21 protein-coding genes are annotated in these 21,618 nt (G+C 66.9%); 10 read left to right on the forward strand and 11 right to left on the reverse strand.

Features of this window, described 5'->3' with window-relative positions:
• Positions 1-22 precede the first annotated feature (22 nt).
• Positions 23-628, reverse strand: coding sequence for an arylesterase (locus IB275_RS19965; protein WP_192295034.1), 606 nt, complete (start codon positions 626-628; stop codon positions 23-25).
• 10 nt (positions 629-638) lie between these two features.
• On the opposite strand from IB275_RS19965, the gene IB275_RS19970 reads away from it, so the two are divergent.
• Genes IB275_RS19970 through greB form a run of 3 tightly spaced genes read left to right on the forward strand, consistent with a single transcriptional unit; the run spans position 639 to position 4,376 of the window.
• Positions 639-1,322, forward strand: coding sequence for an ABC transporter ATP-binding protein (locus IB275_RS19970; protein WP_151187702.1), 684 nt, complete (start codon positions 639-641; stop codon positions 1,320-1,322).
• Between the two features lie 13 nt (positions 1,323-1,335).
• Positions 1,336-3,837: an ABC transporter permease gene (locus IB275_RS19975; protein ID WP_192295035.1), complete on the forward strand. Its 2,502-nt coding sequence runs from the start codon at positions 1,336-1,338 to the stop codon at positions 3,835-3,837.
• Positions 3,838-3,878: 41 nt separating this feature from the next.
• Positions 3,879-4,376 (forward strand): transcription elongation factor GreB, encoded by a 498-nt coding sequence (gene greB, locus IB275_RS19980; protein ID WP_017517009.1) that lies wholly within the window; start codon positions 3,879-3,881, stop codon positions 4,374-4,376.
• 94 nt (positions 4,377-4,470) lie between these two features.
• On the opposite strand, the gene IB275_RS19985 is transcribed toward greB, so the two are convergent.
• Complete coding sequence (locus tag IB275_RS19985) at positions 4,471-4,791, reverse strand: hypothetical protein (protein ID WP_192295036.1); 321 nt, start codon at positions 4,789-4,791, stop codon at positions 4,471-4,473.
• A gap of 181 nt (positions 4,792-4,972) precedes the next feature.
• Here IB275_RS19985 and thpR point away from each other — a divergent pair, with 181 nt between their 5' ends.
• The gene (gene thpR, locus IB275_RS19990) at positions 4,973-5,491 is read left to right on the forward strand and encodes an RNA 2',3'-cyclic phosphodiesterase (RefSeq protein WP_192295037.1); all 519 of its coding nucleotides are present in this window, start codon (positions 4,973-4,975) and stop codon (positions 5,489-5,491) included.
• On the opposite strand, the gene IB275_RS19995 is transcribed toward thpR, so the two are convergent.
• On the reverse strand, positions 5,477-6,376 hold the full coding sequence (locus tag IB275_RS19995) for a LysR family transcriptional regulator (RefSeq protein ID WP_192295038.1): 900 nt from the start codon (positions 6,374-6,376) through the stop codon (positions 5,477-5,479). The genes thpR and IB275_RS19995 overlap by 15 nt on opposite strands.
• Positions 6,377-6,469: 93 nt before the next feature.
• On the opposite strand from IB275_RS19995, the gene IB275_RS20000 reads away from it, so the two are divergent.
• Positions 6,470-7,498 carry a YeiH family protein gene (locus tag IB275_RS20000; RefSeq protein ID WP_192295039.1) on the forward strand — a complete coding sequence of 343 codons (1,029 nt, stop codon included), beginning with the start codon at positions 6,470-6,472 and terminating at the stop codon, positions 7,496-7,498.
• Between the two features lie 94 nt (positions 7,499-7,592).
• On the opposite strand, the gene IB275_RS20005 is transcribed toward IB275_RS20000, so the two are convergent.
• Together IB275_RS20005 and IB275_RS20010 are read right to left on the reverse strand one after the other, a co-directional pair.
• Positions 7,593-8,027 (reverse strand): DoxX family protein, encoded by a 435-nt coding sequence (locus IB275_RS20005; RefSeq protein ID WP_017517576.1) that lies wholly within the window; start codon positions 8,025-8,027, stop codon positions 7,593-7,595.
• Positions 8,028-8,169: 142 nt separating this feature from the next.
• Positions 8,170-9,594: an MltF family protein gene (locus tag IB275_RS20010; RefSeq protein ID WP_192211017.1), complete on the reverse strand. Its 1,425-nt coding sequence runs from the start codon at positions 9,592-9,594 to the stop codon at positions 8,170-8,172.
• 224 nt (positions 9,595-9,818) lie between these two features.
• Here IB275_RS20010 and IB275_RS20015 point away from each other — a divergent pair, with 224 nt between their 5' ends.
• The 5 genes from IB275_RS20015 (at position 9,819) to IB275_RS20035 (ending at position 14,879) form a co-directional block, all read left to right on the forward strand.
• On the forward strand, positions 9,819-10,619 hold the full coding sequence (locus IB275_RS20015; protein ID WP_192295040.1) for a TatD family hydrolase: 801 nt from the start codon (positions 9,819-9,821) through the stop codon (positions 10,617-10,619).
• Positions 10,620-10,756: 137 nt separating this feature from the next.
• Positions 10,757-12,235 carry a methyl-accepting chemotaxis protein gene (locus IB275_RS20020; protein ID WP_192295041.1) on the forward strand — a complete coding sequence of 493 codons (1,479 nt, stop codon included), beginning with the start codon at positions 10,757-10,759 and terminating at the stop codon, positions 12,233-12,235.
• A gap of 115 nt (positions 12,236-12,350) precedes the next feature.
• Positions 12,351-12,710 carry an Mpo1-like protein gene (locus IB275_RS20025; protein ID WP_192295042.1) on the forward strand — a complete coding sequence of 120 codons (360 nt, stop codon included), beginning with the start codon at positions 12,351-12,353 and terminating at the stop codon, positions 12,708-12,710.
• A gap of 145 nt (positions 12,711-12,855) precedes the next feature.
• Entirely contained in the window at positions 12,856-13,302 is a 447-nt protein-coding gene (locus IB275_RS20030; RefSeq protein WP_225607791.1) for a putative pterin-binding protein, read from the forward strand.
• Entirely contained in the window at positions 13,302-14,879 is a 1,578-nt protein-coding gene (locus tag IB275_RS20035; protein WP_405307458.1) for a GGDEF domain-containing protein, read from the forward strand. Before IB275_RS20030 ends, IB275_RS20035 begins: the two co-directional genes overlap by 1 nt.
• A gap of 11 nt (positions 14,880-14,890) precedes the next feature.
• Here IB275_RS20035 and IB275_RS20040 read toward each other — a convergent pair whose 3' ends face one another.
• From IB275_RS20040 to IB275_RS20065, 6 genes are all read right to left on the reverse strand, one after another.
• Positions 14,891-15,691, reverse strand: a complete 801-nt coding sequence (locus IB275_RS20040; RefSeq protein ID WP_081518660.1) for an acyl-CoA thioesterase — start codon at positions 15,689-15,691, stop codon at positions 14,891-14,893.
• Between the two features lie 112 nt (positions 15,692-15,803).
• Positions 15,804-16,574 (reverse strand): CHAD domain-containing protein, encoded by a 771-nt coding sequence (locus IB275_RS20045; RefSeq protein ID WP_192295044.1) that lies wholly within the window; start codon positions 16,572-16,574, stop codon positions 15,804-15,806.
• A gap of 68 nt (positions 16,575-16,642) precedes the next feature.
• A complete protein-coding gene (locus IB275_RS20050; RefSeq protein ID WP_192295045.1) occupies positions 16,643-18,658 on the reverse strand; it encodes a transglutaminase TgpA family protein in 2,016 nt (671 codons plus the stop codon).
• Positions 18,655-19,608, reverse strand: coding sequence for a DUF58 domain-containing protein (locus IB275_RS20055; protein WP_192295046.1), 954 nt, complete (start codon positions 19,606-19,608; stop codon positions 18,655-18,657). Before IB275_RS20055 ends, IB275_RS20050 begins: the two co-directional genes overlap by 4 nt.
• A 10-nt stretch (positions 19,609-19,618) precedes the next feature.
• Positions 19,619-20,536: an AAA family ATPase gene (locus tag IB275_RS20060; protein WP_192295047.1), complete on the reverse strand. Its 918-nt coding sequence runs from the start codon at positions 20,534-20,536 to the stop codon at positions 19,619-19,621.
• A 112-nt stretch (positions 20,537-20,648) separates the two neighbouring features.
• Positions 20,649-21,509, reverse strand: a complete 861-nt coding sequence (locus IB275_RS20065) for a LysR family transcriptional regulator (protein ID WP_192295048.1) — start codon at positions 21,507-21,509, stop codon at positions 20,649-20,651.
• Between the last annotated feature and the right edge of the window lie 109 nt (positions 21,510-21,618).

Below are 21,618 nucleotides of genomic sequence, written 5' to 3' on the forward strand. Positions count from 1 at the left end.
GGTTTACACTAGTAAAGTCGCCTCACAGCAGCGGTTTGAGCGTCGGCCAGACGTTATCCAGCAGCCTGGGCTGCGCCGCCACCGCCGGATGAATGCCGTCAGCCTGCATCATGCCCTGTACGCCCCCTACCCCTTCGAGGAAGAACGGCACCAGCGCAATCTTCTGTTCGCCTGCCACGCTGTCGAAGACCTTGGCGAAAGCATCGGTGTAGCGCTGGCCGTAGTTCGGCGGCAGGCGCATGCCGAGCAGGATCACCTTGGCACCCGACTTCTGCGACTGTTCAACCATGCCGCTAAGATTCTGTTGCAATTGCGCCGGCGCCATTCCGCGCAGGCCATCGTTGCCGCCCAGTTCGATCACCACCAGCTTCGGCTTCTGCTCCGAAAGCAGCGCCGGCAGGCGCGCGAGGCCTCCTGCAGTGGTATCGCCGGAGATCGACGCGTTCACCACCTTGTAGTCGAAACCCTGCTCCTGAAGACGCTTGTCCAGCAGGTTGACCCACCCCAGGCTGGTATCCAGCCCCAAACCGGCGCTGATACTATCGCCGACGACCAACAGCGTCTGCGCCGCGGCCTGCTGCGTGATCAGAAGCAACGCCAGGCAGCCGCCCATTAGCCATGCACGCATCGGATTCTCCATGAGCGAAAGCATTCTCACCGCGCGGAACCTTAGCAAGGTTGTTTCCAGCGCGGAAGGCAAGCTGACCATCCTCCACGACCTCTCCCTCGACCTCGCCCGCGGTGACAGCCTCGCCATCGTCGGCAGCTCCGGCTCGGGCAAATCCACCCTCCTCGGCCTGCTCGCCGGCCTGGACCTGCCCAGCGGCGGCGAGATCGTCCTGCTCGGCCACACCCTGGGCAGCCTCGATGAAGACCAGCGCGCGCGAGTACGCGCCGCCCACGTCGGCTTCGTCTTCCAGTCCTTCCAGTTGCTCGACAGCCTCAATGCGCTGGAGAACGTCATGCTGCCGCTGGAACTGGACGGCCGGAAGGACGCCGAGCAGCGCGCCCGCGAATTGCTGGAACGCGTCGGCCTCGGCCAGCGCCTGACCCATTACCCGCGCCAGCTCTCCGGTGGCGAACAGCAGCGGGTCGCCATTGCCCGCGCCTTCGCCGCCGAACCGGACGTACTGTTCGCTGACGAACCGACCGGCAACCTCGACACCCACACTGGCGAGCGCATCAGCGACCTGCTCTTCGAACTGAACCGCGAGCGCGGCACCACTCTTGTCCTGGTGACCCACGACGAACGCCTCGCCCACCGCTGCCAGCGCCATATCCGCCTGGAAAGCGGCCACCTGATCGACCACGTCGAACCCTGACGGACGAGAGCCGATGAAGCCACTGTCGCTGCCCAACCTGTTCCGCCTGTCCCTCCGCCAGCTGTGGCGCGAGGGGCGCAGCGGCGAACTGCGCGTGCTGTTCTTCGCCCTTCTGGTGGCGGTGGCGGCGAGCTCTGCCATCGGTTATTTCAGCGCGCGCCTGAACGGCGCCATGCTGGTGCGCGCCGCCGAATTCCTCGGCGCGGACCTGGTACTCACCGGCACCCAGCCGGCGCAGCCGGAACAGATCGACCGCGGCCTCAAGCTCGGCCTGCAGCACGCGCAGAGCGTGGAATTCTCCAGCGTGGTGGCCACCGACAACGGCATCCAGCTGAGCAGCGTGAAGGCCGTCGGCGACAGCTATCCCCTGCGTGGCGAACTGAAGAGCGCGCCTGCCCCCCTGCAGCCGGAAGTCGAGGGCGGCCGCCCGGCACCGGGCGACATCTGGGTCGAATCGCGCCTGCTCGCCAGCCTCGACCTGAAGATCGGCGACAGCGTCGACATCGGCCGCAAGTCCCTGCGCATCGCCCGTGTGCTGACCTATGAACCGGATCGCGCTGGCGACTTCTACAGCCTCACCCCGCGCGTAATGATGAGCCTGCACGACCTGGACGCCACCGGCGTGGTGCAGCCCGGCAGCCGGGTGCGCTATCGCGACCTCTGGGGCGGCGCGCACGATGCGCTGCAAACTTACCGGCAAGCTACCCAAGGCAACCTGGCCGCCAACCAGGAACTGCAGGACGCGCACCACGGCAACCGTCAGATCGGCGATGCCCTGGGCCGCGCCGAACGCTACCTGAACCTCGCCAGCCTTGCCGCTGTGCTGCTCGCCGGCGTGGCCGTGGCGCTGTCGGCCAACCGCTTCGCCACCCGCCGCTTCGACGCCAGCGCACTGCTGCGCTGCTTGGGTCTGTCGCGCCGCGAAGCCCTTCTGCTGTATGGCAGCCAACTGTTCGCGCTGGGACTGGTTGCCAGCGTCTGCGGCGCCTTCCTCGGCTGGCTCGCGCAGCTGGGCCTGATGCACCTGCTGGGCAACCTGCTGCCGCCGGAAATTCCCGAAGCCGGCATAGTCCCCGCGCTCGCCGGCATGGCGACCGGGCTGGTCGCGCTGGCCGGCTTTGCCTTGCCACCGCTCGCCGCGCTGGGCCGCGTACCGCCGCTGCGCGTGCTGCGCAGCGACCTGCTGCCGGTGCCGATGCGCACCTGGGCCGCCTATGGCTGTGCGCTGCTCGCCCTCGGCCTGATCATGTGGCGCCTGAGCCTGGACCTGAAACTCACCCTCGCTCTCCTCGGCGGCGGCGCCATCGCCGCGGTGATCCTTGGCTTCACCCTGCTGCTGGCCCTGCGTGGCCTGCGCCGCGCCCTCCAGGGTGCCAGCCTGCCGTGGCGCCTGGGCCTGGGCCAGCTGCTGCGTTACCCGCTGGCCGCCGCCGGACAGAGCCTCGCCTTCGGCCTGATCCTGCTGGCCATGGCGCTGATCGCCCTGCTGCGCGGTGAATTGCTGGACACCTGGCATTCCCAGTTGCCACCCAATGCGCCGAACCACTTCGCGCTGAACATCCTGCCGGCCGAGAAAGACGGTTTCGAGCAACGGGTGAAGGCACTGTCGCCCAACGCCGAAGACCTCTATCCGATGGTGCCTGGCCGGCTGGTGGCGGTGAACGGCAAGCCCGTCCAGACATTGAAGGAAGACGTGCGCAGCGAGCGCGCCCTGCACCGGGACCTTGGCCTGACCTGGTCGGAACGCCTGCCTGCGGGCAACCAGATAGTCGCCGGTGATTGGTGGCAGACCGGCGAGAACAGCGAACTGCCGGGTGTCTCGGTGGAAGAGAAGCTCGCCGGCAACCTCGGCCTGAAAGTCGGCGATCACCTGAGCTTCACCGTCGCCGGGCAGACTCGCGAAGCGCAGATCCGCAGCCTGCGCTCGGTGAAATGGGACAACTTCCAGCCCAATTTCTTCATGGTCTTCGAGCCCGGCACCCTGACCGACCTCCCGGTGACCTACCTGACCAGCTTCTACCTGCCGGTAAGCCAGGAGCGCCAACTGATCGAACTCGCCCGCGCCTACCCCACCGTCACCCTGCTGCCAGTGGACGCGCTGCTGGCGCAGCTGCGCAGCATCCTCGACCAGGTGACGCTGGCGGTGGAGTACGTGCTGGTGTTCGTCCTCGCCGCCGGCTTCGTGGTGTTGTTCGCCGGCCTGCAGGCGACCCTCGACGAGCGCCTGCGCCAGGGCGCACTGCTGCGCGCACTGGGCGCCGAACGCGGCCTGCTGATGCGCACGCGGCGCAGCGAGTTTGCCCTGCTCGGCGCGGTCAGCGGCCTGCTGGCGGCGCTGGGTTGCGAGTTGATCAGCTACCTGCTCTACCGCCTGGTGTTCGACCTGCCGTGGAGTCCGCATCCCTGGCTGCTGGGGCTGCCGGTACTGGGTGCGCTGCTGGTGGGCGGCGCCGGCCTGCTGGGCACCCGCCGCGCGCTCAATGTGAGCCCATTGCGCCTGCTGCGCGAGAGCTGATCGGGTAGACTGCCCCGATCACTCTCGCCGCACTGGATGCCATGAGCCGCTATCGTCCGCCCCGCCCTGCCGGTACCCCGCTGATCACTCCCGAAGGCGAAGCGCGCCTGCGCGCAGAACTGCATGAACTGTGGAACGTGCGTCGGCCACAGGTGACCCAGTCGGTCAGCGAGGCCGCCGCGCAAGGCGACCGCTCGGAGAACGCCGAGTACACCTACGGCAAGAAGATGCTGCGTGAGATAGACAGCCGCGTGCGCTTCCTGCGCAAGCGCCTGGAAAACTGCAAGGTAGTCAGCGAGCGCCCGGCGGATCCGAACAAGGTCTACTTTGGCGCCTGGGTCACCCTGGAAGACGAGGACGGCGAACAGGCCCGCTACCGCATCGTCGGCCCGGATGAGCTGGACCTGCGCAACAACCACATCAGCATCGACTCGCCCCTGGCCCGCGCCCTGGTGGGCAAGGAGCTGGACGCCGAGGTGATGGTGCGCAGCCCGTCCGGCGAGAAGATGTGGTTCGTGGTGGAAATCGAGTATCCCTGAAGGAGCCTATCTGAAGGGGCTAGCTTGCTCGCGAATCCGCCCAGCGTTGGTGGCGCCGGTGAATCCGTTCGCGAGCAAGCTCGCGCCTACCTGATCAGAACGACGGTGGGCGCCGGGTAATCAGGCCCTGCCGGGCCACACGGGTCAGCTCGTGAACAGCCGACTCCAACTGCTCGACCACCGGCGACTGCACCACGGCGAAGTCGAAACTGTCAGTCGGGAAGCGCGCGAGATCGGCAAAGGTTTCGGCAAACTGGATCAGAAAGGTACGCGAACCGTTCCAGCGCTTGGGCCAGCCATCGAGGTAACGGACAAGGGTGGGCTGGTGATTGCCGCCCAGGAGAATCTTCGGATTGCGCCGCACCAGGCCAGTGGTGATCGGGGCCAGGCGCACATGCGGGTTGGGACAGGTCATGGTGTCACGTCTCCGCCTCAGGGGTCCTGCTGGACGCGGCGAGAGGCACACCGAACCAGCGCTTTAGCGGTATTTCGATGTCAGCCATCGCTGCATCCGCGCCCCGCAAGTTGCTACTTAAATCGGCGCTGTGCGGCATCCTAGAGAAGCCCCGGCAAAGCTGTCAAGGAGACTTCAGTCGATGACCACACCCCCCATGCGGCTGTTCTTCGCCCTGCCCTGCCCAGCGGAACTGGCGGCGCGCATCTGCACCTGGCGCGACAGCCTGCACCACGACGGCCAGCCTGTAGCCCAGGCCAACCTGCACCTGACACTGGCCTTTCTCGGCTCCGTGCCGCGCGGGCGCAAGGCCGAATTGCGCGCCATCGGCGAACGCCTGCCACGCCAAGGCTTCAACCTTGAACTGGACCACATCGCGCGCTGGAACAACGGCATCCTGCACCTGGCGCCCAGCAACGCGCCGGCCGCCCTGCACGGACTGGTGCACGCCCTGCGCGAGGAGCTGCATACGAGTGGATTCGAGGTCGAGCATCGCCCGTTCCATCCGCATATCACCCTCGCTCGCCATACCCACCACACGCCGGCCGCCGCAGCCTCCTTCCTGCTGCCAGCCCGTGCCGTGACGCTGTTCAGCTCGGAGAACAGCCCCACTGGCGTGCGCTACCGCGCCATCGGCGAGTGGCCGCTAGACAGCGTCTGAGCGCGCCGCCCAGCCCTGGGCGTAATCGAGAAAGCGACGCAGGCCCGCCGTGGGGTACTTGTCGATATGCAGCGCACGGAAGAAGGTACGCCGCAGCGGTCCCAGCGGGTTTTCCAGGCGCACCAGTTCGCCGCGTGCAAGCTCCGCCTGCACCACGCGCTGCGACAGGCAGCCGATGCCGAAGCCGCTGCCCACCAGATGCTTGATTGCCTCGGCGTTGCTCACCTCCAGAGGCGCGTTGACACTGCCCAGGCGTGGCAATACCTGCTGCTCGAATGTCACACGGGTACCGGAACCGGCTTCGCGCAGCACCCAGCGAGCCGCCGACAAATCCTTCAGGCTGACGCGTTCGGCCAGCGCCAGGGGATGATCCGGCGCCACTACGAGTAAAAGCTCGTCCGCCATCCATGGGGTGAGCTGGATCTGCGGATGCTGGATCGGCGCCTCGATGAAGGCCACGTCCAACCTGAACTCGGCCAGCGCCTCGATCACCCCGCCGCTGTTGGCAACCTGCAACTCCAGACGGCTTTCGGGCAGTTCGCCGAGAAAACCGGCCATTACCTGCGGTAGCAGATAGCCACCGATGCTGCGGCTGGCGCCGAGGCTCAGCTGCACCGGCGCCGACTCGAACAGGCTCTCCAGCTCCGCGCTCTGCGCCAGCAAAGCACTGGCCTTGGGGTAGAAGGCGCGGCCGTTGTCGTTCAGCGCCAGGCGCTTGCCGCTACGATCGAACAGGCGCGTGCCGAGCGCGCGCTCCAGCTCCTGCAACGCCTGGCTGGCGGCGGACTGCGACAGCGCGATGCGCGCTGCCGCCTGGGTCACGTTGCCCAGTTCGGCGATAGCGGTGAAGGTCGCCAGTTGGCGAAGGGTGATGCGCGGGCCCATATCGATAAAACCGGTCAACCCAATAAGAACAATCCGTTTTTACACTAAGCAGGGCGGCGGCACCATGGCTTCACCTTACACAAGGAGCCTGTAATGAACGCCCTTCGCCGCCTGCCCTACTACGCCCCCGGTGCCCTGCTCTGCCTGGGCATCGCCTTCGGCTCCCGCCAGCTCATGGAAATCCCCGCGCTGCAACACCTGGGGCTCGGTAGCCTGACCCTGGCGATCCTCATCGGCCTGCTCGCCGGCAACCTGGGCCTGGCCCGCTTCGGCAGCATCCGCCCCGGCATCGACCTGTCGCGCCAGCAACTGCTGCGCCTGGGCGTGGTGCTCTACGGCCTGCGCCTGACTTTCCAGGACATCGCCGCCCTCGGCCCGGCCGCACTGATCATCGACGTGCTGATGGTCGCCAGCACCCTGACCGTCGCCTGGTGGATCGGCGAGCGCTGGCTCAAGCTGCCGCGTGAAAGCGCCCTGCTGATCGGCGCCGGCAGCGCCATCTGCGGCGCCGCGGCGGTGATGGCGAGCAGCCCGGTGCTCAAGGCGCGCGCCGAACACACCGCCGTCGCGGTGGCCACCGTTGTCCTGTTCGGCACCCTGGCGATGCTGCTGCACCCGCTGATCTACGCTGCGCTGCCCAACCTGTTCGGCAGTGAGCAGGCCTTCGGCGTGTTCACCGGCTCGACCATCCACGAAGTCGCCCAGGTGGTTGCCGCCGGCCGCGCCATGGACCCCGCCGCTGCCGACGCCGCGCTGATCAGCAAGATGCTGCGCGTCCTGCTGCTGGCCCCGGCCCTGCTGATCCTCGGCCGTGTGGGTTGCGCCGAAGCCGCCGAGCCGGGTGCGCGCCGCAAACTGCACATTCCGGGCTTCGCCGTGTTCTTCCTGCTGGTGACCGGCCTGCGCTCGCTGGGCTGGGTGCCGGAAAGCTGGTTGGCGCCGCTGCAGCAGCTGGACGATGTGATGCTCGGCATGGCGATGGCCGCCCTGGGCCTGGCCACCCGCCTGGGCGACCTGCGCAAGGAAGGCCCCAAGCCGCTGCTGCTGGGTGCTGGACTGTTCGTCTTCCTGCTGGTGGGCGGCGGCCTGATCAATGGCGGCGTGCAGTATCTCTTCCACTGAATCGCGTTCCACCGATTCAGAGACAAACAAAAAGGGCGGACACCTTGGGTGTCCGCCCTTTTTCGTTACCGGCTTTCTGCTACTGCCTTGGCGATCAGCTGGACAGCTTGCGGTCCAGGGAGAACGGGCCGGCGCCGCTGATCAGCAGCGCGACGCTGATCATGATCAGGGTGAAGGCGTATTCGAAGCCGTTGGCGGTGATGAAGAAGCCGTTGGCCAGGTGCACGCTGAACACGGCAACCAGCATGGCGACGATCAGCGGGATACTCGCCAGACGCACCAGCAGGCCAAGGACCAGGGCCAGGCCGCCGAAGAATTCGGCGCTGCCGGCCAGAGCGGCCATCAGGTAGCCGGGGGTCACGCCGAGGGATTCCAGCCAGCCCGCCATGCCTTGCAGACCCGGGCCACCGAAGGCGCCGAAGAGTTTCTGCGAGCCGTGTGCCATGAAGGTCAGGCCGGTGGTGATACGCAGTACAGCGATGCCGGCGCCGGCGTTGGTGGTCAGGATGGATTTGATCAGCGAGTTCATGGTGCGTCCTTATGGAAGCTCGAGTGGGAGCGAAGGGTTGCGTAGGAAGTGGGTGACAACCGTGGTTGCTTGGCGATCACTATATCCAGTTTTTCCGATATCAAAAGCGCAAAATAGCGCTAATAACTATCGAATAAACCGATTACTTCTTGATTGCCGCCACGCTTTCACGTGGCTCGAGGCCATCACGTTCGCGCTGATATGCAAGATAGTACTTGTTGACGCTGCTGACGTAGTTCACCACGCCCATGCCCAGTTGCTCGGCCGCCACGCGCTCGACCTGGAAGAACCACTGGTTGGGGTTAAGGCCTTGGCGCTTGGCCTCCGCGCGCAGGCTTTGCACCCGCTCGGGACCGGCGTTGTAGGCAGCAAGAACGAAGGCCATGCGGTCACGTTCATTGATGCGCGGGCTGGAGAAGAAGCGCTTGCGCAGCATCGCCATGTAACGGCTGGCGGCCTGCACATTGCTGTCCTTCTGGTGCACGGTATCCACGCCCACGGCGCGGGCCGCCGCCGGGGTGATCTGCATCAGCCCGGTAGCGCCGCCAGCGCCGCGCGCGCTGGCATTGAGATTGGATTCCTTGAAGGCCACGGCAGCCAGCGCCAGCCAGTCGACCTTGTTCTGCTCGGCGTAGCGCTGCAGGGTCGGGCGCACGGCTTCCAGGCGCTTGCGGTCAGGCACGACCAGCGGATTGCGCACCTGGTAGGCGCGGCGATAAAGGCGCTGGAAGGCCACGTCCTGGTCCGCCGGCGCGCGGTAGTCCTTGAGGAAGCGGTTGACGCTGGCACGCAGCATCGGCGCGTCGCGGCGCACGTACCAGGCCATCGGCTCGCTGTTGTCCAGCACCAGATGACGGTCCACGCGCAGCTTGGTGAAGACCTTGCTCCAGCGCTCGGCGATGGGTTGCTCGACCACGGTGTAGTTGAAGATGCCGGCCTGGACCATCTCCAGCACATCTTCCACGGCCAGGGAGGAATCGGTCCACTCCAGCACCAGCGGTGCCATGCGCTTCTGCGCCAGACGCTCGTTGACCTTGCGCACGGCCTCGCCAGCGGCGCTGCCGGCCGGCAGGGTGATGGTGCGGCCGGCGAGCTGCTCCAGGCGCACGAACTTGCGGTTGCCCTGCTTGGTCACCAGCACCAACGGCACGTCGGCCTTCCACGGCAGGCTGGGGCTGACGTTCTGGCCGTCGCGGGCCAACAGGACCTCCCCGGGGGCGACCAGATCGCCTTCGCCGCGTTGCAGCGCGCCGAGCAATTGATCCTTGGCCTTGGGAATGAACTTGATGGTGAGCGGCTTGCGCCCCGGGGCGCTGTCGTTGAGGTACTGCTCGAAGGCACGCAGGCGGCGGTACTCGATACCAATCGGCTCGCCCTTGATTTCGCCGGAGCTGTTGCGGCTCTGGTTGACCAGAACCCGCAGGGTGCCGCCAGAGCGGATGGTGGCCAGGTCGCGGGCGTCGCTGCTTTCCTGCTCCCAGTTTTCCGGCTGGGCCGTCAGGCGCGCGGCCGCCGGCAGTGGCGTCAGGGCCACGAGGCACAGCAGTAGCAGCAACAGTCGGGTCATCCAGCTCTCCGGGGGCTCGCACTCGGCGGTGGGCCGATTAGAGTGCGGTTTCGACCGGTAGTTCCCGGCCGCCAAGGGCGCGCAAGACTCTCACAGGAGGGGATAAACACCAACCCGAAACTTCCGATAGATCTTCGGAATATTCCTCAACCTGTTGTTTTTGAAGAATTTTCGTCAAAAAAGCGGCTTTTGCTATGCTCCGCTTCCGAACAAAGGGAACAAAAATGCAACTGATCGACATCGGCGTCAACCTCACCCACCCGAGCTTCGTCCCGGAACGTGAAGCGGTCCTCGCTCGCGCCATCGAGGCCGGCGTCGTACAGATGGTGCTGACCGGAACCAGCCTGGACGACAGCGAACAGGCCCTGGAGCTGTGCCGGCAACGGGACGAAGAGCAGCGTCTTTACTGCACCGCCGGCGTCCATCCGCACGAAGCCAGCCACTGGGACAGCGGCAGCGCCAAGGTTCTTCGCGGCCTGCTGGCCGAGGACCGGGTGAAGGCGGTCGGCGAATGCGGCCTGGACTTCAACCGCGACTTTTCGCCGCGCCCGCAGCAGGAGAAGGCTTTCGAAGAACAGCTGGGCCTCGCCGTGGAGTTGCAGTTGCCGGTGTTCATCCACGAGCGCGATGCGGGCGAGCGCCTGCTGGCGATCCTCAAGGACTTCCGCGACAAGCTGCCGGCCGCCGTGGTGCATTGCTTCACCGGCGAGCGTCGCACACTTTATTCGTACCTCGACCTCGACCTGCACATCGGCATTACCGGCTGGATCTGCGACGAGCGCCGGGGCACCCATCTGCAGGAACTGGTGCGGGAGATTCCCGAAGGCCGGCTGATGCTGGAGAGCGACGCGCCTTATCTATTGCCGCGCACCCTGCGGCCGAAGCCCAAGAGTGGCCGCAACCAGCCGGCTTATCTGCCGGAAGTTCTGGCCTGCGTCGCCGAGCATCGCGGCGAAAGCACCGAGGCAGTCGCGGCCCACACCACGGCCAGCGCGCGGGCGTTTTTCAACCTGCCGGAAATTTGAACCAACTCTCAAGATCGCGGCTCGTCGGCCGATATGTCGGGGGCAGAAGGTGGCTTGATCGGTATCAATGGCCAACCTTCCCCCTTTTCACGACAATAATGGCGCCTTGCCATTATTTGACCGACAAGAAGAGATTTATGGCCGCCTGGATCCGCGATATTTCCCTCAAGTACAAATTCTGGGCCGTCAACGCGGTCGCCTTCGTCACCACCTTGCTGCTGGTCATGTTCGCCATGCACCAGGAACTCGACGGGCGCAACCAGCAGGCACGCCAGGGTGCCGAAGCCCAGGCCCAGTTGCTGAAGAACTGGCCGGCGGGCTCGGCATTGCCGGCTTCGCCGAACCTCGTCAGCTTCGCCAGCGGCAGCGCGCCACAGATCGCCGGTATCGACGGTTCCGCCCTCGCCCGCACCAGCGGCTGGGTTGACCTGCAGGGCGCGCAGACCCGCGATGGCGCCCTGGCAGGTGCCTACGTGCAGGACATCGGCAACGGCCAGCGCGTCGCCGTGCTTGCCCCCGGCGCCGACTTCTGGAGCGTCTTCGAGGACCGCGCCCTGCCCTTCGCCGGCGCCGTGCTGGTGCTGATGCTGGCCCTGCTGGCCGCCTCGCAGTTGCTGATCCGCTTCATCCTCACCCACCTGCTGACCCTGCGCGACGTGATGCTCCACGTGGAGAAGAGCGGCGACCTGTCCGCTCGCGTGCCGCTGGAAAGCCGCGACGAAGTCGGCCAGATGGCAACCGCCTTCAACGCCATGCAGGCCGGCTACCAGCGCGTGGTCGGCACCGTCGCCCAGGCCGCCGGGCGCCTCGACGAAGGCGCGCGCAGCCTCGCCAGCAGCATGGGCCAGGTGCGCCAGGGCATGCTCGGCCAGCAGAGCGAGACCGACCAGGCGGCCACCGCCATCAACGAGATGTCCACCACCGTCCACCACATCGCCCAGCACGCCGCCGACACCCGCGACCAGTCGCAGGAAGCCGACCGCCTCGCCGGCAACGGCCAGCAGGTTGTCGGTCGGGTCGGCCAGTCCATCGCTGGCTTGTCCCAGGGCGTGCAGCAGACCGCCGAGATGATCCAGCAACTGGCCCAGGACAGCCACAAGATCAGCAGCGTAGTCAGCGTCATCCACGGCATCGCCGAGCAGACCAACCTGCTCGCCCTCAACGCCGCCATCGAGGCCGCCCGCGCCGGCGAGATGGGTCGTGGCTTCGCCGTGGTCGCCGATGAAGTGCGCAACCTTGCCAAGCGCGTGCAGGACTCCACCGACGAGATCACCCAGATGATCAACGCGCTGCAGTCCGGTACCCGCGACGCCGTGGAGTTCATGCAGGAAAGCTCGATCAAGGCCGACGGCTGCGTCGAGGAGGCCCGCGAGGCCGGCGAAGCACTGGCGGCCATCGCCTCGGCCGTGGCGCTGATGCGCGAGAGCAACACCCAGATCGCCGTGGCCGCCGAGCAACAGAGCCAGGTGGCCGAGGAAATGACCCGTTCGGTCGTGGGCATCCGCGACGTCACCGAACACACCGTGCAGCAGACCGTCGATTCTGCCGGCACCAGCCACCAGCTGGCGGACCTCGCCGGCGAGCTCAGCCGCGCCATCCGCCAGCTGCGCCTGTAATCCCTATCGCCCGCATAGTCTGCGCCCATTGGCGCCGGCTCCGGGGCAACACCTAGACTGCTGACATTCCGCCCGCCTGCGCTCAGGCGGGCTTCTCAGTCTCGGGAGCAGCACCATGGGCAAACGTCACCCCAACCTCCTCGCCTGGCAGTGGCAGGGCTACGCCGCCAACCACCGCAACCCGACCAACCTCGCGCTGCACATCATCGCCGTGCCGCTGTTCATCCTCGGCGCCCTGACGCTGCTCAACGGGCTGTTCAGCCTGAGCCTGTCGGCGATCCTGCTGGGGGTGATCGGCATGGTCGCCTCGCTGGCCATCCAGGGCCGAGGGCACAAGCTCGAGGAACAGGCGCCCGAGCCCTTCAGCGACCGCAAGGACGCCGTCGGTCGGCTGCTGGTCGAGCAATTCGTCACCTTCCCGCGCTTCGTCCTGAGCGGCAAATGGTGGCGTGCCTGGCGAAATCGTAACGGCTGAGCCGGCCATCACATCAGGGCGCGGCATTTCGGCCATTCAAGTCCCTGGCAGGTTCGCCGATATAATCGTCGAGATTTCGTCACGAGCTGTTGAGATGTCGGCTTTTCGTCATTTTATTGGCATTCTGGCCTGCCTGTTTATTGTCATGCCCGCGTACTCAGCCCCGGAACCGGCGGCCGAGCGCACCGTGCTGACCATTGCAGTGAAGGACCAGCCGCAGCTCTTGCGCCATTACAGTCTGCGCGACCTCGAAGCGCTGCCGCAGACCGAGCGGCGCTCCATGCTCCCTGACGAATCCCACGTCTATGGCTGGCAGGGCGTGCGCCTGAGCACCCTGCTCGCCGGTTTCGACCGCACCGATTCCCAGCGCCTGCGGGTCGAGGCGCTGAACGACTATTCCGCGCTGATTCCGCTGAGCGACCTCGACGCCTTCGACCCCATCCTCGCCTACCGCCGCGATGGCCAGGCCATCGGTATCGCCGAGCGCGGCCCGCTGTTCGTCATCTACCCGATGCTCGATCACCCGGAGTTGCGGACCCAGGTCTACTTCAACCGCACCGTCTGGCAGGTAAGCCGCATTACCCTGGAGTGATCGCCGTGCCCCCGCAGCCTCCCAGGCGGCGCCATCGCCGCCTGACCGTCATCATTCTCAGCGGCCTGATCGCCGCGCTGACCGCCGGCGCCGGTGCGGCGCTGCTGATGGTGCACCAGCACGTCCGCCAGCTGGCCCATCCCGACGCCCACAGTGAACTGTGGCAGGCCTACCAGCTGCGCGCTGAGCTGGAACGCTCGCTGAACACTGCCCGCCAGGTGCTCGCTGGCAAGAGCGACAGCGATGCCCTGGCGACCCGCATCGAGGTGCTCGCCAGCCTCCTGCCGCCCCTGCGCACCACGCCTGTCTACCGCTACCTGGTGGAGCCGCGTCCGGAAGTGCAGGCGACGCTGGAGACGATCCAGCAGCTGAGCGACGCCTGGCTTCAGCGTGCCCCCTGGGGCCAGCCGGCGGCGGCGAAGGTGCTGGCCGGCGAGATGCTGCGCGAACTGCCCCCGCTGCTCGAACCCACCCATGAACTGGTGGTGGTCACCAACATCGCCCTGACCAACTACATGGACGCCGAACGCCTTGATCTGCAGCGCGCCTTCAACCTGCTGGCCTGGGTGCTCTTCGGCCTCGGCCTGTGCAGCGTGCTGCTGGCTCTGCGAGTGATCGCCAACTCGCGGCGCAAGCTGCAGCTCACCCAGCGCCTGCACGACCTCAACCAGTCGCTCGAGCAACGCGTCGAACAACGCACCCAGGAGCTGAGCGAACGCAAGGCACTGCTGCGCTACATCCTCGACACCAGCCCCAGCGACGTGGCGCTGCTCAGTGACGAAGACTCCCGCGCCCATTACGTCAGCCCGCGCCTGTTGCAGCGCACTGGCATCCGCCCGCACGAACCCTTCACCCTGCACCGCCTGTTCGATGACCCGGACGAGGAAGCGCGCTTCCGCCAGTCGCTGGCCGACAATGGCCAGCTGGACAGCTGGGAAACCCGTCTGGCGGGCAACCCCGCTTACTGGGCGATCGTCTGGGCGCGCAAGATGGAAGTGGACGGCCGCCCCGCCTCGCTGGTGTGGAGCTTCGACATCAACCAGCGCAAAGCCATGGAGCAGGAGCTGCGCCTGCTGGCTACCACTGACCCGCTGACCGGCCTACAGAACCGCCACGCCTTCGTCAAACGCGGCGTCGCCCTGCTCAAGAGCGCGCAGCGCTACGACCGCCAGTGCGCAGCGCTGATGCTGGACATCGACTTCTTCAAGCCGATCAACGACAGCCACGGCCATGCCTTCGGGGATGCGGTGCTGCAGGCCGTGGCCAGGGAGCTCACCCAGGGGCTGCGCGAAGTCGACCTGCTCGGCCGCCTGGGCGGCGAGGAGTTTGCCGCGATCCTTCCGGAAACCGACCTGCAGCAGGCGCTGCAAGTCGCCGAGCGGGTGCGCAACAGCGTGCAGGCGCTGTCCTTCACCAGCGAAGACGGCAACCGCGTGCGCCTGACCCTGAGCATCGGCGTGGCCGAGCGACGCGAAGGCGAACTGCGCCTGGAAGACCTGCTCGCCCGCGCGGACCGTGCCCTGTACCGGGCCAAGGCCGGCGGGCGCAATCGTACGGAGACCTCGCCGGGTCGCTAGCCGCCAGGCTTCTAGCCGAAGATGGTCACCGTCTGCCTGCCGATTGCCAGGAGCTGGCCGTCCGCCGACCAGGTCTGCGCCGCAATATGGCCGTAGCCGTCACGGGCATGCTCGATGGTTGCCAGGTACTGGCACCAGCCATTGGCCGGCATCGACGGCAGCGGCTGGACGAACTCCACGGTCCAGGTCAGCGAACTGGAGGGCGCAGGCGATTTCAGGTGCGGCAGGTTGGCCGGCGGCCAGGCGTCGATCAGCGCCAGCAGGTGGCTGATCTCCATCGGCTCGTCGCCCACGTCATCACCACGGAAACGCATCCAGCCACCCATCTCGCGCTCGCGACTGGCCGAGAACGGCATGTGCCCGACGGCCCAGCGCATGGCGATATTCTGGGTGAAGGCCGGCATGATCTTGCGGATGTAGGGCAGCTCCTGGCAGTCCTCGATGGCCTTGAACGCCGGCGGCGGCAGGCCCTCCATCTGCACGCTGGATTCGCGCGCCACGCCGAAGCTGCCCTGAGCCAGCAGCACGACCTGGCCGTTCTGCACGGCGCGGCAGAACACCTGGCTGACCGACTTTCCCTCGCGCAGGACTTCGGCCTCGAAGCTCACTGGCACTTCCACCTCGATGGGGCCGACGAAGGTGATCGCCAGCGAACGCACCGGCCGCCCGGCCTCGGCCACCGACGCCATGGCCTCATAGGCCAGCGCCGCCACCAGGCCGCCGAAACTGGCGCGGCCCTGGGCCCAGGCGGCGGGGATGACGATGGACAACGGCGCAGTACGCACCGCCCGGAGCATTTCGCTGAAGGACATGATCGGACTTCCCTGAAGCTTCTGGAGAATGGCAACTGGTTGCGATCTTAGGGGTACCGGCGGCACCGGCAAACCATCCAAAGCCTTGTCCCTTGCAGAAAATGCCCGATCATCAACGGCCTCTATGCAGAGCCTTCTCCAGGGCCTCCAGGCTCTCGTCGGCGAGACGCTCGGCGAGGTCATGGCGGGCGTTCCAGTGCGGTTGCAGCGGCATCAGGTCCAGCTCGCGCTCGCTGCGGATCAGCCACTGCTCGTAGTCATGCCAGTCGCCCAGTGCCGATTGCGCCTCCTTCAGCGGCGCCAGCAGGCGTTGCGGCACGGCGGACTCCTCGGGATAGGCCTCCAGCGAATAGCGCACCCGCTTGATCAGCAGGCGCAGGCGATGACGGTCGTGGGCCGGGTCTTTCAGGGCATCGCGCAGCTTCTGCCACTCCCGGGCCAGGCGTTTTTCCACCTTGTGGTGCAGCCCCTTGAGCACGCCGTGGCGCTCGGACGTGCGCCACAGCTGTGGCCAGCCGTCCAGGCGCATCAGCAGACGCTCCCACTGCGGGCTGGCAAGCAGCGTGGCGTAGCCGGAGATCAACGCCGGCCGGCGCAGCGCGGCGGCACGCTCATAGCCCTCGGCCTCCAGCACCGGCAGCAACACTTCGAGGTCGCGCAGCGGGCCGCTGAGCCGGCCCATGTCGCCCAGTGCCTGCTCCAGCTCGTCGATACCGGGCATGCCGCGCACCGGGTGCAGCAGGCTGCGCAACCGGCGTACGGCGATGCGCAGGTCGTGCAGCGCTTCCGGATCGGATTCGGCCTTCAGGCGGGAAGACGCGGAGAACAGCGCAACCTCCTGCTCGATCAGATGGCTTACCAGGTAATCGCAGAAGGAGGTCACGGCAGGCTCCACTCAGAGGATGAAATATCAGGTTAGCCCCGGCCGACGCAGCGGCAAGGGGCGCAATGTCACGTTCCTTTTCCGCGCGACGGCCGCAGGCGCCAAGGCAGCTCTCGGCGCAGGCGCGCCAGGTGCCCACGGAGCTCGGCTGGAGACGCAGCCGCACCGCCGTAACGCTGTTTCTCGAAGGCATCCAGATAGTCGCGGATCGCCTGCGCGTGGGCCGGCAAGACCTTGATGGCGCGACGACAGAAATCCCGCGCGCCCTCTCCCGGCTCGCGGCGCATGCCCAGCGGCGCGAGTATCCGCTCGAAGCGCTGGAAGCTGCGCAACTGGACATCGGCGGTGCGCTGCCAGGGCTTGAACAGCACCAGCGCCAGCAGGCCCAGCAACAGCGCGCCACCGCCGATCAGCAGGGCGCCGATCCATTGCCGGTCGAGCCCGCCGAACCAGCGCTTGAGCATGTCGCCCTGCTGCTCGGACTGGTAGCCCAGCACCCAGCGCTGCCAGCCGTAGTTGGCGTCTTCCCAGGCCATGCGCAGCTGATTGAGCAGCGCAAAGTTGCGATAGCGCAGCGGCGAAAACGGATCGGACTCCAGAAAGCTGCCTTCCTGGCCCAGGGCCGCTTCCAACCCCTGCTCGATGCGTTCGGGAGCCACGGCCCCCGTCGGATCGACCCGCGTCCAGCCCCGGCCACGCTGCCAGTACTCCACCCATGCGTGGGCGTCGAACTGACGTATCGCCAGGTAATTGCCGGAGCTGCTGGCCTCGCCGCCCTGATAGCCGGTGACCACGCGAGCCGGAATACCAGCTGCGCGCAGGACGAAGGTCATGGCGCCGGCGTAGTGCTCGCAGAAGCCGGCGCGGGTGTCGAACAGAAAGCCGTCGATGCGCTCCGGGCCGGCATCCGGCGGCCGGAGTGTGTAGCGGAAGGGTTGCTCGCGGAAGCTCCTCAGCATCGCCTGCACCAGCTCTGCCGGCTGCGGGTAGCGTTCGCGCAGTTGTTGCGCCCAGGCGCGAGCCTGGGGATTACCGCCCTGCGGCAGGCTGAGGTTGATCCGTTGCGCGCGGGCGGCGTCATCGGGCTCCAGCAGAGCTTCAGGCCAGGAGGTGGCACGGTACATCAGCCCCTGGCGCACCGGCAGGCGCCGTTCCAGGTGGAAGTCGCTCATCATTCGCGCATCGTTCAGGCTGGTCTGCCCCGCATCCAGAGCGAACAGCCAGGGCCGGCCGTTGGGCTCCATGATCACCTGGTACTGCAACGGAGTGCCCCGCGGCTGCCATTGCGGCGGACGATCGCCCCGCTGGAATGCGGTGCTCCAGCGCAGGCCATCGAAGCGTTCCAGGGTCAAGGCACGCCAGTACAGCAGCGAGCGCGGCGGCGGCTGGCCATCGAAACTCACGCGGAAAGCCAACGCGGAAGACTGGCTCAGTTCCACCATGTCACCTGGCGCCATGCTGTCGCTCAGCCCGGTCATGGCCTTGTCGCCCGGCAGCGGCAGCGACCACAGCGGCCCCATGCGCGGGAACAGCAAGAACAACAGCAACATCAGGGGCAGCGCCTGCAGCAGCAGGCCGCCGGCCAGACGCAGGGTCGGCATAGGGCGTGCGGCGAAGCTGCTCTGCTGCAGGCCGATGGCCGCTGCCAGCAGGGCCAACACCGGCAGCAGGCTGAAGGCGGCGGCGATGATGTCGTCCTGGAACAGGTAGCTGGTGGTCACTGCGAAGAAACCCAGCAGGATCAGCACCCAGGCGTCGCGGCGGGTCTTGAGCTCCATCAGCTTGATCACGAAGGCCGCGATCAGCAGTACCACACCGGCGTCCAGCCCGATCAGAGAGCCGCTGGAAAACCAAACGCCCAGCCCCGCCGCTGCCACCAGCGCCAGCTTGGCGATGCCGCTGGGATAGCTGGCACGCATGCGGAATACCTGGATACGCCAGGCCGCACAACCCAACCACAGCGCGACGATCCACAGCGGCAAGTGTTCAAGGTGCGGAATGATTACCACCGCCTGGGCCACCAGCAGCCAGGTCAGGGCAACCCGTGGAATCGGCTGGACGGAAGCGGCGGTCGCGCGGCTCATCGCTTCGTACCATGCAGCGCCAGGGCGCGCAGGCAGGCATCGCGATGGGCATCATCCAGGCCAACCGCCAGTTGCGCATCCGGCAAGCGCAAGCCGAAGGGCTGCTGGCGCAGCGACAGCTGCAGAACCCAGAAGCACAGGCGTGAAAGGCGCCCCTCGGTGTCCCCGCCCAGGCTGTTGAACTCCAGCCAGACATTGCGTCCGGCCAGCGCGGAGAAGTCCTTTACCAGCAGACCCTGGCCGCGCGAGTAGGCCTTCCAGTGCAGGCGCCGGCGCGAGTCGCCCGGCTGGTAGGGCCGCAGTCCCTGGAAATCATCGACACCACGCCCCGTGGGACGCACGCCCTCTTCGTCATTCTCTGCCGGCCCGCCTTCGAGCGGCAGGTCGCCGGGCTGCGGATGCGGGTAGACCAGCACCGACTGGTCCAGGTCCACCCAGCTCCAGGCCACCAGCAGCCCCAGCGGGAAACGGCTTTCCACGCGCAGGCGACCGGGGCGCAGCCAGCCCCGTCGTTGCGCTGTCATCGTGAGCAGCACTTCTTCGGCATGGTCTGCCGCGACATCGGCGAACTGCATGCGCTCGGCCTCCCAGCCCAGGCCTATGGCCTGCCGGGCGCGCCCTTCGCCTTCCAGGCGCACGCGGAAGGCAGCCTGTTCGCCGACGAACACCGGCTGCGCGCCGAGCGCCGTCAGACGCAGGCCGCCCAGGTTCCGGTAGGTGTGCAGGATGGCGACGATGAACAGCGAGAGCAGCAGGAAGGTCAGACCGTAGGCCAGGCTGTTCTGGTAATTGATCGCCGTGAGCAACATCAGCGCCAGGGCGACGCCAAAGGCCATCCCTTGCCGGGAGGGAATGATGAAGATGCGCCGCTGATTGAGCTGCAACGACGATGACGGTGGTATGCGCCTGGCTATCCAGCTCTGCCACAGCGGTCTGACCCTGACGAGCATGGCAAGCCCCTCAGAGCGCCGGAACTTCGCGCAGCAACCACTGCACCAGCGCGCCGCCGCCATGGCCGGCCGGGTCGGCCTGGTCACGCAGGCGGTGGCCGGCCACCGACGGCAGCACAACCTGCACATCCTCGGGAATCACATAGTCGCGCCCTGCCAGCAGCGCCCAGGCACGGGCCGCCGCCAGCAACGCCAGGCTACCGCGCGGCGACAGGCCGAGGGCGAAGGCCGGCTGGGTACGCGTGGCCTCCACCAGGCGCAGCACGTAATCCACCAGGGCATCGCTGGCACGCACCTCCAGCACCTCGCCCTGCAGCGCTTGCAGCTCCTGCGGGTCGAGCATCGGTTCCAGGCGTGGCAGCAGGTCGCGGCGCGCCTCGCCCAGCAGCAGCGCCTTCTCGGCGGCGCGACCGGGGTAACCCAGAGACAGGCGCATGAGGAAGCGGTCAAGCTGGGACTCGGGCAGCGCGAAGGTGCCGCCCTGGGTCACCGGGTTCTGCGTGGCGATGACGAAGAACGGCTCGGGCAGCGGACGGGTCGCACCCTCGATGGTCACCTGGCCCTCCTCCATGGCCTCGAGCAGCGCGCTCTGGCTCTTGGGCGTGGCGCGGTTGATCTCGTCGGCCAGCACCAGCTCGGAGAAGATCGGGCCGGCGTGGAAGACGAACTGCCCGCTGTCCTTGTCGAACACCGAGGTGCCCAGCACGTCACCGGGCAGCAGGTCGGAGGTGAACTGGATGCGCTGGAAGCTCAGCCCCAGCACCCGCGCCAAGGCATGGCTCAAGGTGGTCTTGCCCATGCCGGGCAGGTCTTCGATGAGCAGGTGACCGCGGGCCAGCAGGCAGGTCAGTGCCAGTCTCACCTGCACTTCCTTGCCGAGCAGTACCTGATCGACTGCCTTCAGACAATTCTCCAGCTTGGCGTGCATCCTTACCCTCTCTTCCCCGGAAAACTCCGATCCTACTGATCCAGGACAGAGCATCAAAGGCTTCGACACATTTAGTCCGCAATCTGTGATGCAGAGCTGTGATCCAGAGCGCCTAGCGTCCCAGCAGGCGCTCCGCCAGCCAACTCGCGGCAGGCCCCAGCCGACGTTGCCGCGACCAGATCACGTCCACCGCCACCCGGCGCGGCCAGCCAGCGACCTTCAGCTCCTGCATACGCCCACTGGCGAAACGTCCTACCATCCAGCTGGGCAATTCGATCCAGCCAAAGCCCAGTACCGCCATGTCCAGCAACAGCAGGTAGTTTGGCGCGCTCCAGCAGCGGCCGCCGAGCATCGGTGCGGCGTCATCCAGGTAGGTGTTCAGGCGCAGCGCCCGGTAGGCCAGCAGATCCTCGCGCTCTACCTGTGCATGGCCGGCCAGCGGATGGTCGCGGCTGACGAAGAGGCCGAACTCGGCCTGCTCGCTCAGGGTCGCCGAGCTGACGTCCGGCGGGTAATCCTTCTGCGCCGCCAGCAAGCCAAGGCTGGCGCGCCCCTGGACGACCAGGTCGAGTACGTCGCTGTCCTCGGCGATCAGCCATTCGAACTCCAGATCCGGATAACGCGCATCGATCTCCGCCAGCCGGGCTTCGAATTCGGCCGACTGGTAAGTGTCCGACATCGCCAGGGTCACTCGCGACTCCAGTCCGCCGACCAGCTGATGCGCGAGCTGGCCGAGACGGTCATTGGCCATCAGCACTTCCTCCACCCGTCCGAGCAGCGCGTGGCCGGCCTCGGTCAGCTGCGGCTGGCGACTGCTGCGGTCGAACAGGGTCAGGCCGAGGTCGATCTCCAGGCGGGCGATGGCCTCGCTGACGGTGGACTGGCTCTTGCCCAGCTTGCGCGCGGCGGCGCTGAACGAGCCCAGGCAGGCGGCCTCGGCGAAGGCCTGCAGGGATTCGGGGGAATATTGCATGGTGGCAGCCTCTTCCATCGGTTAAGCCGATGGTATCCAACTTAGATCCAGCCGGTCGACCGATGATAATGGCGCCGGACCGACGGAGTCGGCCTTCTCGTGAATTGAG

It is taken from the genome of Pseudomonas sp. PDM21, from assembly GCF_014852505.2.
GTDB lineage: Bacteria > Pseudomonadota > Gammaproteobacteria > Pseudomonadales > Pseudomonadaceae > Pseudomonas.